The organism is Christiangramia oceanisediminis, assembly GCF_022570735.2.
Taxonomy (GTDB): Bacteria; Bacteroidota; Bacteroidia; order Flavobacteriales; family Flavobacteriaceae; genus Christiangramia; species Christiangramia oceanisediminis.
The window spans coordinates 435,633-450,118 of record NZ_JANCNS010000003.1 but is presented as its reverse complement, the minus strand read 5'-3'; the positions used below and the strand labels follow the sequence as shown (position 1 = coordinate 450,118).

The 14,486-nt window shown below is 42.1% G+C and carries 8 protein-coding genes; 6 read left to right on the top strand and 2 right to left on the bottom strand.

Annotated features, from left to right (window positions below):
* The first annotated feature begins 68 nt into the window (after positions 1–68).
* The 6 genes from rpoB (at position 69) to MKO06_RS14725 (ending at position 11,298) form a co-directional block, all read left to right on the top strand.
* Positions 69–3,881 carry a DNA-directed RNA polymerase subunit beta gene (rpoB, locus tag MKO06_RS14750; RefSeq protein WP_241552842.1) on the top strand — a complete coding sequence of 1,271 codons (3,813 nt, stop codon included), beginning with the start codon at positions 69–71 and terminating at the stop codon, positions 3,879–3,881.
* A gap of 75 nt (positions 3,882–3,956) precedes the next feature.
* Complete coding sequence (gene rpoC / locus MKO06_RS14745) at positions 3,957–8,258, top strand: DNA-directed RNA polymerase subunit beta' (protein ID WP_241552841.1); 4,302 nt, start codon at positions 3,957–3,959, stop codon at positions 8,256–8,258.
* Positions 8,259–8,331: 73 nt separating this feature from the next.
* Complete coding sequence (locus MKO06_RS14740; protein ID WP_241552840.1) at positions 8,332–8,787, top strand: DinB family protein; 456 nt, start codon at positions 8,332–8,334, stop codon at positions 8,785–8,787.
* Positions 8,788–8,829: 42 nt separating this feature from the next.
* Complete coding sequence (locus MKO06_RS14735) at positions 8,830–9,144, top strand: DUF3467 domain-containing protein (protein WP_156283136.1); 315 nt, start codon at positions 8,830–8,832, stop codon at positions 9,142–9,144.
* A gap of 88 nt (positions 9,145–9,232) precedes the next feature.
* Entirely contained in the window at positions 9,233–10,243 is a 1,011-nt protein-coding gene (locus MKO06_RS14730) for a dipeptide epimerase (protein WP_241552839.1), read from the top strand.
* Complete coding sequence (locus MKO06_RS14725) at positions 10,243–11,298, top strand: aminotransferase class I/II-fold pyridoxal phosphate-dependent enzyme (protein WP_241552838.1); 1,056 nt, start codon at positions 10,243–10,245, stop codon at positions 11,296–11,298. Before MKO06_RS14730 ends, MKO06_RS14725 begins: the two co-directional genes overlap by 1 nt.
* Here MKO06_RS14725 and MKO06_RS14720 read toward each other — a convergent pair.
* Entirely contained in the window at positions 11,291–12,667 is a 1,377-nt protein-coding gene (locus MKO06_RS14720; RefSeq protein WP_241552837.1) for an alanine/glycine:cation symporter family protein, read from the bottom strand. The two genes, MKO06_RS14725 and MKO06_RS14720, sit on opposite strands and share 8 nt — an antisense overlap.
* A gap of 128 nt (positions 12,668–12,795) precedes the next feature.
* Entirely contained in the window at positions 12,796–14,385 is a 1,590-nt protein-coding gene (locus MKO06_RS14715; protein WP_241552836.1) for a peptide chain release factor 3, read from the bottom strand.
* Positions 14,386–14,486 lie beyond the last annotated feature (101 nt).

Below are 14,486 nucleotides of genomic sequence, written 5' to 3'. Positions count from 1 at the left end.
TTGCGTATATAGAGCCTAAGTTCTAGAAAACGCAGTTTTTTATATATAAAATTTAATCCCGTCCATTGATGTTAGCAAAGCAAACTGAAAGATTGAGTTTCTCTTCTGTTAAGAATAAGCCTGCTTATCCGGACTTTCTGGATCTGCAGATTAAGTCTTTTCAGGACTTCTTTCAATTAGAGACAAAATCAGAAGAGCGGGGAAATGAAGGTCTTTACAACACCTTCCTAGAAAACTTCCCCATTACGGACACCCGTAATCAATTTGTACTAGAATTCTTAGATTATTTTGTGGACCCGCCAAGATATTCCATCCAGGAGTGTATCGAACGCGGATTGACCTACAGTGTACCGCTTAAGGCTAGACTTAAGTTATACTGTACCGACCCTGAACACGAAGATTTTGAAACCATCGTACAGGACGTATACTTGGGAACAATCCCTTATATGACACCTAGTGGAACTTTCTGCATCAACGGTGCCGAGCGAGTTGTAGTATCTCAGCTACACCGTTCACCGGGGGTTTTCTTTGGACAGTCTTTCCATGCTAATGGAACCAAATTATACTCAGCCCGTGTAATTCCTTTCAAGGGATCATGGATTGAATTTGCGACCGATATCAACAGTGTAATGTACGCTTATATCGATCGTAAGAAAAAATTACCTGTTACCACGCTATTCCGTGCCATTGGATATGAGCGTGATAAGGATATTCTGGAGATCTTCGACCTTGCTGAAGAAGTGAAGGTTTCCAAATCTGGACTTAAAAAAGTTCTTGGGCGCAAACTAGCTGCCCGTGTATTGAACACCTGGTATGAGGATTTCGTAGATGAAGATACTGGAGAGGTTGTTTCAATCGAACGTAACGAGATCGTATTGGATCGTGATACAGAGCTCGAAAAAGAGCATATCGAAGAGATCCTTGAAACCGGAACAAAAACTATCCTTCTACACAAAGAGGATAATCAAACCGGTGACTATGCGATCATTCACAATACGCTTCAAAAAGATCCTACCAACTCTGAAAAAGAAGCGGTAGAACATATCTATCGTCAGCTTCGTAATGCTGAACCGCCAGATGAGGAAACTGCTCGTGGAATTATCGACAAGCTTTTCTTCTCAGATCAGCGTTACAGCCTTGGTGAAGTAGGGCGATACAGAATGAACAAAAAACTTGGTCTTGATGTGGAGATGGATAAGCAGGTGCTTACCAAGCTGGACATCATTACCATTGTTAAATACTTGATCGAACTTATCAACTCGAAGGCTGAGATCGATGATATTGATCACCTTTCTAACCGTCGTGTTAGAACTGTAGGTGAGCAGTTGTCTCAGCAGTTTGGTGTTGGACTTGCACGTATGGCAAGAACCATTCGTGAGAGAATGAACGTTAGGGATAACGAGGTATTTACTCCTATCGACTTGATTAACGCGAAGACACTTTCTTCTGTTATCAACTCGTTCTTTGGTACCAACCAGTTATCTCAGTTCATGGACCAGACCAACCCACTTGCAGAGATCACGCACAAGCGTAGACTTTCAGCATTAGGGCCAGGTGGTCTTTCCAGAGAAAGAGCAGGATTCGAGGTACGTGACGTTCACTATACGCACTATGGAAGATTATGTCCTATTGAAACACCTGAAGGTCCGAACATTGGTCTTATTTCTTCACTTTCGGTTTATGCTAAAGTGAACGGAATGGGATTCATTGAAACGCCATATCGTACTGTTTCTGATGGTAAGATCAATATTTCAGAAGAGCCTATATACCTTAGCGCGGAAGAAGAAGAAGGTAAGAAAATCGCTCAGGCCAACATTCCTTTAAAGGATGATGGTACTATTGAGAGCGACCGTGTAATTGCGCGTATGGAAGGTGACTTCCCGGTAGTTGACCCAAAAGAGGTTCATTATACCGATGTTGCTCCTAACCAGATCTCTTCTATTTCGGCTTCATTGATTCCATTCCTGGAGCATGATGATGCGAACCGTGCACTGATGGGATCAAACATGATGCGTCAGGCAGTACCACTTCTAAGAGCTGATTCTCCTATCGTTGGAACAGGTCTTGAAAGACAGGTAGCTACAGATTCTCGTGTATTGATCAATGCTGAAGGAGAGGGAGAAGTAGAATATGTAGACGCGAACAAGATCGTAATCAAATACGATCGTACCGATGAGGAAAGAATGGTAAGTTTTGATGATGATTCAAAAACTTACGACCTTATCAAATTCCGTAAGACTAACCAGGGTACCTGTATCAACCTGAAACCTATCGTAAGAGTAGGTGACAGGGTAACCAAAGGTCAGGTTCTTTGCCAGGGTTATGCCACCGAAGCCGGTGAGCTTGCCCTTGGTAGAAACATGAAGGTTGCCTTCATGCCTTGGAAAGGTTACAACTTTGAGGATGCGATCGTGATATCAGAAAAAGTGGTGAGAGATGATATTTTCACCTCTATCCATATTGACGAATACTCTCTGGAGGTAAGAGATACCAAGCTAGGTAATGAAGAATTGACCAATGATATTCCAAACGTTTCTGAAGAGGCTACTAAAGACCTTGATGAGCACGGAATGATTCGAGTTGGTGCTGAAGTGAAGCCTGGTGATATCCTTATTGGTAAGATCACTCCTAAAGGAGAAAGTGATCCTACTCCTGAAGAGAAACTGCTTCGCGCGATCTTTGGTGACAAAGCCGGAGATGTTAAGGATGCTTCTTTGAAAGCTTCTCCGTCATTAAGCGGTGTTGTGATCGATAAGAAATTGTTCGCAAGAGCGATCAAAGACAAGCGTAAGAGAGCACAGGATAAAGAAGATGTTGCAGCACTTGAGAAGAAGTATGATGCGAAATTCGCGCTTCTGAAATCTCAGCTGGTAGAGAAACTATTCGCTATCATTGGTGGTAAGACAGCTCAGGGAGTTTCTAACGACCTTGGAGAAGAAGTTCTTCCAAAAGGTAAGAAGTACACCTTGAAAATGTTGAATGCTGTAGACGATTATACTCACTTAACAAGTGGTACCTGGACTACAGATGATCACCTAAATGAGCTGGTAGCAGATCTTATCCATAATTACAAGATCAAAGAAAACGATCTTCAGGGTAACCTGAGGAGAGAGAAATTCACCATTTCTGTTGGAGATGAGCTTCCATCAGGAATTCTTAAACTGGCTAAGGTTTACATCGCTAAGAAACGTAAACTGAAGGTTGGTGATAAGATGGCAGGACGTCACGGTAACAAAGGTATTGTTGCCAGGATCGTTCGTCAGGAAGATATGCCATTCCTTGAAGATGGAACACCTGTTGATATCGTGTTGAACCCGCTTGGGGTACCATCACGTATGAACATTGGTCAGATCTATGAAACTGTTCTTGGATGGGCTGGTCAAAAACTTGGTAAGAAATACGCGACTCCAATTTTCGATGGTGCAACTATCGATGAGATCAACGAGCTTACCGATGAGGCCGGAATCCCAAGATTTGGTCACACGCATCTTTATGATGGTGGAACCGGTGAAAGATTTGACCAGCGTGCAACAGTAGGTGTGATCTACATGTTGAAACTAGGACATATGATCGACGATAAGATGCACGCGCGTTCTATCGGTCCTTACTCGCTTATTACTCAGCAGCCGCTTGGTGGTAAGGCACAGTTTGGTGGTCAGAGATTTGGAGAAATGGAGGTTTGGGCTCTTGAAGCTTATGGTGCATCCAGCACGCTTAGAGAGATCCTTACTGTGAAGTCTGATGATGTTATTGGTAGAGCCAAGACTTACGAGTCTATCGTAAAAGGTGAACCAATGCCAGAACCAGGATTGCCAGAATCTTTCAATGTATTGATGCATGAATTGAAAGGTCTAGGATTGGATATTAAATTAGAAGAATAAAAAAATAGTTTGCAGTATTCAGTAAGCAGTTCGCAGTGACTGTTTACTGAATACTCAATACTGAATACTATTAGTATGGCTAGAAATAATGATAAAAATACAGTACAGAGGTTCAACCAGATCTCTATAGGTTTAGCTTCTCCCGAGTCTATCCTCGCGGAATCTCGTGGTGAAGTCCTAAAGCCGGAAACGATCAACTACCGTACGCACAAACCAGAGCGTGACGGATTGTTCTGCGAGCGTATTTTTGGTCCTGTTAAGGATTACGAATGTGCCTGTGGTAAATACAAGAGAATCCGATACAAAGGGATCGTTTGCGATAGATGTGGAGTAGAGGTTACCGAGAAGAAGGTGCGTAGAGATCGCGTTGGTCATATCAACCTTGTTGTACCTGTAGCTCATATCTGGTATTTCCGCTCTTTGCCTAACAAAATTGGTTATTTGTTAGGGCTTCCTTCCAAGAAACTGGACATGATCATTTACTACGAAAGATATGTAGTGATCCAGCCAGGTATCGCGAAGGATGAAGATGGAAAACCACTAAAGAAAATGGATTTCCTTACGGAAGAAGAATATCTGAATATTTTAGATGAACTTCCTCAGGAGAATCTATATCTGGAAGACAGTGACCCAAATAAGTTTATCGCGAAAATGGGTGCTGAATGTCTTATCGAGATCCTTAAAAGAATCGATCTTGATGAGCTTTCTTATGAATTAAGACATAAAGCGAATAACGAAACTTCCAAACAACGTAAGACCGAAGCGCTTAAGCGTCTTCAGGTGGTGGAAGCTTTCCGTGATGCGAACAATAACAGGGAGAACAATCCTGAATGGATGATCATGAAGGTGGTACCGGTAATTCCACCGGAACTTAGACCTCTTGTGCCTCTCGATGGTGGTCGTTTCGCGACTTCAGATTTGAACGATCTTTACCGTCGTGTAATTATTCGCAACAACCGTTTGAAGAGATTAATGGAGATCAAAGCTCCTGAAGTGATCTTACGTAACGAAAAACGTATGCTTCAGGAATCTGTAGATTCATTATTCGATAATACAAGAAAATCATCAGCAGTAAAAACTGACTCTAACCGTCCGCTTAAATCACTTTCAGATTCATTGAAAGGGAAGCAGGGACGTTTCCGTCAGAACCTGCTTGGTAAGCGTGTTGATTATTCTGCACGTTCGGTGATCGTTGTAGGACCAGAATTGAAGATGTTCGAATGTGGTCTTCCAAAGAACATGGCAGCTGAACTTTACAAGCCTTTTATCATCAGAAAACTGATCGAAAGAGGTATCGTAAAAACAGTGAAATCTGCCAAGAAGATTATCGATAAAAAAGAACCTGTAGTTTGGGATATACTGGAAAACGTTCTTAAGGGACATCCGGTATTATTGAACCGTGCTCCTACGCTTCACCGTCTGGGTATCCAGGCATTCCAGCCTAAACTTATTGAAGGAAAAGCAATTCAGCTTCACCCACTTGCGTGTACTGCATTCAACGCCGATTTTGATGGTGACCAGATGGCGGTTCACTTACCACTTGGGCCAGAAGCTATTTTGGAAGCTCAGCTATTAATGCTAGCTTCTCATAACATTCTGAACCCTGCAAACGGTTCTCCAATTACAGTACCTTCTCAGGATATGGTACTTGGTCTTTACTACATGACCAAGCACAAGAAATCTACTGATGAAGAGCCGGTAAAAGGAGAAGGTTTAACTTTCTATTCTGCGGAAGAGCTTGTAATTGCTTACAACCAGAAGCGAGTAGACCTGAATGCAGGAATCAAGATCAGAACTAAAGATTTCAACGATAAAGGAGAACTGGTTTACCAGATCATCGATACAACTGTTGGTAGAGTGCTGTTCAACGAAGCAGTGCCTGAAAAAGCAGGATATATCAATGAGGTACTAACCAAAAAATCCCTTCGTGAGATCATTGGTAAGATCCTGAAAATTACAAGTGTACCTGAAACTTCTGAGTTCCTTGACGAGATCAAGCAACTAGGTTACGGATTCGCATTCCGTGGTGGTCTTTCTTTCAGCTTAGGTGATATTATCATCCCTGAAGAGAAGCAAGCCATGATCGATGAAGCTAACGAGCAGGTTGAAGGTATCATTGGTAACTATAACATGGGTCTTATTACCAATAACGAACGTTATAACCAGGTAATTGATATCTGGACTTCAACTAACGCGGGTCTAACCGAATTGGCTATGAAGCGAATTCGCGAGGATAAGCAAGGATTCAACTCGGTATATATGATGCTTGATTCCGGGGCGCGTGGTTCGAAAGAACAGATTCGTCAGCTTACCGGTATGCGTGGTTTGATGGCCAAGCCGAAGAAATCTAACTCTGGTGGAGGTGAAATTATCGAAAACCCGATTCTTTCTAACTTTAAGGAAGGTCTTTCGATTCTTGAATACTTTATCTCTACTCACGGTGCTCGTAAAGGTCTTGCCGATACCGCACTTAAAACGGCCGATGCTGGTTATCTAACCCGTCGTCTGGTAGATGTTTCCCAGGATGTGATCGTAAATGAAGATGACTGTGGAACATTAAGAGGTGTAGAAGTTAGACCACTTAAGAAGAATGAAGAGATCGTGGAATCATTAGGTGAAAGAATCCTTGGACGTATTTCCCTTAATGATGTTGTGAACCCTTCAACTGACGAATTGATCGTTGGTGCTAATGAAGAGATCACCGAAGAGATCGTGGCAATGATCGACGAAGCTCCTATCGAAAGCGTTGAAGTTCGTTCTCCATTAACATGTGAGGCTAAGAAAGGTATCTGTATCAAGTGTTATGGTCGTAACCTGGCAACGAACAAGATCGTTCAAACAGGTGAGGCTGTTGGTGTTGTAGCAGCTCAGTCTATTGGTGAGCCTGGTACACAGCTTACACTACGTACGTTCCACGTGGGAGGTATTGCAGGTAACATTTCAGAAGAAAATAAACTTGAAGCTAAATTCGACGGTATTGCAGAGATCGAAGATCTTAAAGTTGTTAAAGGTGAAGCCCCTGATGGTGGAACTGCAGACATCGTGATCTCTCGTACTGCTGAACTTAAGATCAAGGATAAGAAAACAGGTGTTGTACTAAGTAATAACAATATTCCTTACGGTGCACAGATCAATATTAATGATGGTGCTACGGTAAGTAAGGGAGACGTGATTTGTACCTGGGATCCATATAACGGTGTGATCATTTCTGAATTCGCCGGTAAGATCAAGTACGAAAACGTTGAACAGGGTGTTACTTATCAGGTTGAGATCGATGAGCAGACAGGATTCCAGGAAAAAGTAATTTCTGAATCTCGTAACAAGAAATTGATCCCAACGCTTCATATCCTAGGTAAGAAAGACGAAGTAATTCGTTCTTATAACCTTCCGGTTGGAGCTCACCTGATGGTAGACAACGAAGAGAAGATCGGAGTTGGTAAGATTCTGGTTAAGATCCCACGTAAATCTTCTAAAGCAGGGGATATTACAGGTGGTCTTCCAAGGGTAACCGAGCTTTTCGAAGCACGTAACCCATCTAACCCGGCTGTTGTATCTGAGATCGATGGTGTTGTTTCTTTTGGTAAGATCAAAAGAGGTAACCGTGAGATCATTGTTGAGTCAAAACTAGGAGAGGTTAAGAAGTATCTTGTTAAGCTTTCTAACCAGATCCTTGTTCAGGAGAATGACTACGTGAGAGCTGGTATGCCACTTTCTGATGGTTCTATCACTCCAGAGGATATCCTTAATATCAAAGGGCCAAATGCTGTACAGCAGTATCTTGTGAACGAAGTTCAGGAAGTATACCGTTTACAGGGTGTGAAGATCAATGACAAGCACTTCGAGGTTGTTGTTAGACAGATGATGCGTAAAGTTAGGATCGTTGATCCAGGTGATACTATCTTCCTGGAGAACCAGCTTGTCCATAAAGATGACTTCATCGAGGAGAACAATAAGTTGTTCGGCATGAAGGTGATCGAGGATGCAGGGGACTCTGATAGATTGAAACCAGGTCAGATCATCACTCCAAGAGAACTTAGAGATGAGAACTCTATTCTTAGAAGAGAAGATAAGAACCTTGCTACTGCTAGAGACGTGATCACGGCAACTGCTAATCCGGTACTTCAGGGAATTACCAGAGCTTCACTACAGACCAAGTCATTTATCTCGGCTGCTTCCTTCCAGGAAACTACCAAGGTATTGAACGAGGCTGCGGTAAGCGGTAAGATCGATGAGCTTGAAGGATTGAAGGAAAATGTAATTGTAGGACACAGAATTCCTGCAGGTACAGGTATGAGAAAATACGATAGCATTATTGTTGGTTCTAAAGAAGAATTCGACGAAATGCTCGAGAGAAAGCAGGAAGTTAATTATAACTAATTCCTGATAATAAAAATGGAAAAAAGGCCTTGCTCAAGCAGGGCCTTTTTTTATTTATAACGATATTTGAGATATGAAGGATTACTTTAAAGAATTGCTGGAATATTCCCATTTCTATAACCTGGAGATCATTAAGAAATTCAACGATGGGGATCTTCATTTTATGGTTCCGGAACGAGCTGTTTCCTTGTTATCGCATACCTTAAACGCACAGAAGATCTGGAACGACCGCATCAACGGTAAGAAAGATAGCGTCCAGGTATGGAAGAATTTTGAAAAAGACCAATTGGAATCTGCCGAAAATGAAAATTATGAGGAAACCTTAGGTATTCTGGAACGTGAGGAACTGGATCGAGTAGTTAGTTTCAGCAACTCAAAAGGGGAGAGCTACCAGAATTCGGTAAAAGACATTCTTTTTCACATTGTAAATCACTCTACCTATCATCGCGGACAGATCGCCACTGAATTAAGAAAGCAGGGTCTTGAACCGGTAGTTTCTGATTTTGTGTATTACAAGCTGAAAAAATAATAGTTCTGAAATAATAATATTAAATTGGATAAAATTTGAAATATGAGCGAAGAGAAAAAAAATAAAGCCGGAAAGATCAATATAGAACTGGATGAGTCGGTAGCAGAAGGAACCTATTCCAATCTTGCAATTATCAATCACTCCGTATCAGAATTCGTGGTAGATTTTGTGAATATCATGCCGGGGAGACCTAAAAGCAAGGTGAAATCAAGGATCATTCTAACTCCGCAACATGCCAAACGTTTGTTGAAAGCTCTAGGCGATAACATCCATAAATTCGAGCAGGCCCACGGAGAGATCAGGGATTATGATAAGGCGCCAATGCCTTTGAATTTCGGCCCTACAGGACAGGCTTAGAACTATCTTAAACAAATAATAATAAAATTTCATCCCGATTTTATCGGGATGTTTTATTTTAGGTGACTTCTAATTCCTTAAACCTGCGATGAAACTAGAATTAAAAAAATACGTGCTGGAATTAAAGCACACCTTCACTATTTCAAGAGAATCTCACGATACCCAGGATACGCTCATCGCATGTTTGAGCCTGGAAGGCCATACAGGTTTTGGTGAATCAACATCGAATCCTTACTACAAGGTCACCTTCGAAAGTATGAAGGCCGAGATTGAAGCGATTAGAACGGATATTGAAAATTTTGATTTGCAGGATCCTTCGGAATTTCATCTTTTTCTGAAGGAAAAGGGTTTGTCAAATTTCAGTATTTGTGCGCTGGATCTGGCTGCTCATGACCTCTTCGGAAAACTGAAAGGCAAGCCATTATATGAAATTTGGGGAACTTCATCTGAAAAATATCCGATTACTAACTTCACTATTGGTCTTGATTCGGTTGAAAAGATGGTAGAAAAGATGAAGGAGCAAGCCTGGCCTATTTACAAAATTAAACTGGGAACCAACGATGACTTGAAGATCGTGCAGGAACTCAGAAAACACACGAATTCGGTTTTCAGAGTGGATGCCAACTGTGCCTGGGAACCAGAAAAGGCGATAGAACTTTGCAGGGAACTTAAACGTTTAGGTGTAGAATTTATAGAACAACCTCTGCATGCAGATAACTGGGAAGGCATGAAACTCCTGAAAAAGGAGGCTGTTCTGCCTTTGATTGCAGACGAAAGCTGTATTGTGGAAGAAGATGTGGAAAAATGTGCCGGCTATTTCGATGGGATCAATATTAAGTTAACCAAGTGTGGTGGGCTTACTCCGGCCTTAAGAGTGATCAAAAAGGCTAAGGAATTGGGTCTAAAAGTAATGGTAGGTTGTATGACCGAATCTACGGTTGGTATCTCCGCGATAGCCCAGTTGTTGCCACAGCTTGATTATGTAGATATGGATGGAGCCATGCTTTTAAAGGGCGATATTGCCGAAGGCGTACAAATTTTGCCAGATGCTACAGTGATATTTCCTCAAAAGAATGGTTCAGGTGTGAAACTGCTATAATGAATCATTACTTAAAAAGATCACCAAATTCAAGGCTTGTGACAGCGGAGGAGGAGTTTCTGTATTTTGGAGGAACTTCCTATCTGGGACTGCAATCTGATAGCGAATTCCAGGACCTTTTAATTCAAAATATTCGAATATTGGGCACCAACTGGGGCGCATCCAGGAAATCTAATATCAGGTTGTGTGTATTTGAAGAATTTGAAGATTACCTGGCCCAAAAAGCCGGTGCCGAATCCTGCCTTTGCGTATCTTCTGGTTATATGGCGGGGCAGATGTTAAAGCGACATTTTAGCGAACAGGATTACCAAATGTTCTGTGCGCCACATACACATCCTGCCATTATTCATGAAAAGAGCAGGCTTTTTCAGAATTATGAGGATCTCAGCAGCTCGCTGGTTGACCATTTAAATTCAACTAATGAGCAAAAAGTCGTCTTGTTCCTGGATACCATTGATTTTTCAGGAATTAATTTTCCCCATTTCGAATCCCTTCAGAAGCTGCCTCTTGAAAATGTAATTCTTGTAGCAGATGACTCCCATGGTTTTGGTTTGATAGGCGAAGATGGATACGGCAGCTATTCGATGTTAAGAGAGTTAAATGCAAAGGAATTAATTGTTTGTGGGTCTTTAGGTAAGGCCCTGGCTACTCCAAGCGGAGCGATCCTTGGACGCAAAAGCAGGATCGAACAACTCAACGAAATGGAGTTCTTTGCCGGTGGCAGCCCTCCCTCTCCAGCAGCATTAAAAACACTTATGGAAGCAGAAGCGCTTATCAAAGTTAAAAAAGCTAGGCTTCTACATAATATTGAGATCTTTATAGAGAATTGCACGCAAGATTTCGAATTGGTCAAAATAGCAGGTCACCCGGTATTCGGTTATGATAACGAAAAGCTAACCGATTATCTTTTAGACAGGAAGATCATAACTACTAATTTCAGGTATCCTGCACCAAGTTCTCCACTTGTAAGCAAAATAGTTCTGAACGCTCAACACTCCACCGATGATATTCTTGAACTGACCGCTGCGATCAACTCCTACTTTAAATCTATTTAGCCAGACCGTATTTTTTGAAATAGATTTTCGCAGCCTTCATGACCCTTGGAGCCATGATTAATGTGGAGATCATGGTAGGGATCGCCATTAACGCAAAGAAACCGTCAATAAGGTTAAGGATGAAACTCAACGAGGTTGTGGCACCTACAATAATGCTAAGGATGTAGACCCAGTTGTAATAGCGTTTATTTTCAGCACCGATCAGGAACGAAAGGCATTTGGTTCCGTAATAAGAATAGGAAAACAGGGAAGAAATGCTAAATGCCAGGATACAGAGTAAGAGTAAATAATTACCCACATATGGAATAGCCTGATCAAATGCTGCGGCTGTAAGGCTTACTCCATTCACATCTGTACTCTGCCATACCCCGGTCACCAAAATCGCCATAGCAGTAAGTGTACACACTACCAGGGTGTCTATTGCGGGGCCGAGCATAGCTATCAAACCTTCCCGAACAGGCTCCGATGTCTTGCTGGCTCCATGTGCCATTGTTGCGGTTCCTATACCAGCTTCATTTGAGAAAGCTCCACGTCTTATTCCCAGGAGGATCAGTCCGCCCAGAACCCCTCCCAAAAGCGGATCTCCTTTATAATTATTGGCCGCAAAAGCATCGGTGAATATCATTCCGAAATATTGAAAGACCACGTCATAATTCACAAAAAGGATGACCAGCACTGAAAAGAAGTACAGTGCTACCATCGCTGGAACCAATTTGGAAACCGTTTTACTTATTCGGTCCAGGCCGCCAATGATTACAATAGTCGTAATTAATGTCAGGGCAATTCCGATGATCAGGTTACTTGTAAAACCTGTTTGGATGTCATTAGGCTCCAGTAAGATATAATTGATCGCCTGGGTAAGCTGGTTTACATTGAAAACAGGCAAAGCACCCACCAGCCCGGCAATAGCAAAAAATGCCGCGAGCGGTTTCCATTTTCGGCCAAGGCCCTCCACGATAAAATACATGACCCCTCCCTGAATCTTACCTTCGGTATCCCTGCCGCGGTACATCACAGCCAGCGTATTGGTAAAGAATTTTGTAGCCATTCCCACGACCGCGCTCACCCAAAGCCAGAAAATTGCACCGGGGCCACCAAGGGCTATAGCTACAGCCACTCCAGCGATATTACCCATACCAACCGTAGAGGAAAGAGCAGTGGAAAGAGCCTGGAAATGATTAATATCACCCGGATCATCAGGGTTGTTATACTTACCCCGAAGCACCTCTATTGAATGTCCTAAATATCTAAAAGGAAGAAACCTGGAATAGATGAGAAGGTAGATTCCTCCACCAATTAGAAGTAAAACAAGAGGGAATCCCCACACGGCCGAGGCGAACTCGGCAATGAATTGATCGATCTGGGCCATAGAAAAACTTTGTCCCGAAAATAGTAAATTTTGTGGGTGTATCTATTGAATTAAAATGTCTTTTGAAATTTCATCATCCTGAACTTGTTTCAATACAAGTTTAATAAATCCCTATTTTCAATGAATCTTTAGAATTCTGATGTAAAATGGAATTTGATCGTTGGATATTTCTGCTGGGTCATCTGAAGCGAAAACTGAGAATCAGCAAGGAAAACCAATTGTCCCGATTTGTCTTTGGCCAGGAACTTCGATTTAACCCTTTTGAAATCCTGGAATTCTTCATTCTTAGGATCTTCCGGCTCAACCCAGGTCGCTTTGTGCACATTCAGGTTCTCATAGGTACATTTAGCACCATATTCGTGCTCTAATCGGTATTGTATTACCTCAAACTGAAGTGCTCCCACCGTTCCTATGATCTTCCTGCCGTTCATCTCCAGGGTGAAAAGCTGGGCTACCCCCTCGTCCATCAACTGGTCTATCCCTTTTTCCAGTTGCTTGGATTTCATAGGATCGGCATTATTGATATAACGGAAGTGTTCTGGTGAAAAGCTTGGAATCCCTTTGTACATCAAATTTTCTCCCTCGGTGAGGGTGTCTCCGATCTTAAAATTACCGGTGTCATGCAAACCTACTATGTCACCCGGATAAGAAACATCTACTATTTCCTTTTTCTCGGCAAAAAATGCGTTTGGAGAGGAGAATTTCAGTTTTTTATTATGTCTTACGTGCAGGTAATTGGTATTCCTTTCGAATTTTCCTGAAACGATCTTGACAAAAGCCAGTCGGTCGCGATGCTTCGGGTCCATGTTCGCGTGTATCTTGAATACAAAACCGGTAAAATCTTTTTCTTCAGGTTTTACCAGTCTTACGTCGCTTTCCTTTGGTCGCGGTGGAGGAGCGATACTGATAAAACAATCTAATAGTTCCCTTACCCCGAAGTTATTAAGAGCCGACCCGAAAAAGACCGGTTGCAATCTACCTTCCAGGTAAGCATCCCTGTCAAATTCTGGATAAACACCCTGGGCCAGTTCCAGTTCTTCTCTAAGGTCATTGGCATGTTTGCTGCCAATAAGCTCGTCGAGTTCCTTTGATTCCAGATCGCTAATTTCAACGGTTTCTTCAATATCACGTCGTGGATCACCGGTGAAGAGATTTACATTCTTCTCCCAGATGTTATAGATCCCCTTGAAGTCGTAACCCATCCCAATTGGGAAGCTTAGCGGAGTTACGGTAAGATTCAGTTTTTGTTCGATCTCGTCCAGAAGTTCAAAGGCGTCTTTTCCTTCCCTATCCAGCTTGTTGATAAAAACGATCATTGGGATATTTCGCATCCGGCAAACTTCAACAAGTTTTTCCGTTTGTTCCTCAACCCCTTTGGCAACATCTATTACAACGATCACGCTATCTACGGCGGTAAGCGTTCGAAAGGTATCTTCAGCAAAATCCTTATGTCCAGGGGTATCCAGGATGTTGATCTTGATATCCTTGTATTCAAAGGCCAGGACCGAAGTTGCTACGGAAATTCCTCTTTGACGTTCGATCTCCATAAAGTCACTGGTAGCACCTTTCTTAATCTTATTCGATTTTACGGCGCCAGCTTCCTGGATCGCTCCTCCAAAAAGGAGCAGTTTTTCTGTTAGTGTGGTTTTACCTGCATCTGGATGCGATACGATTCCAAATGTTCTTCTTTTGTTGATCTCTTTAAGATGCTGCTTCATAGCTGATCGAATTGGAGCGCAAAAATACTATTATTTTAAGGAATTTCCTTTTGGAATTTAACCGCATTTTGATCGTATCGGTATTTGATTTCGACTTAATT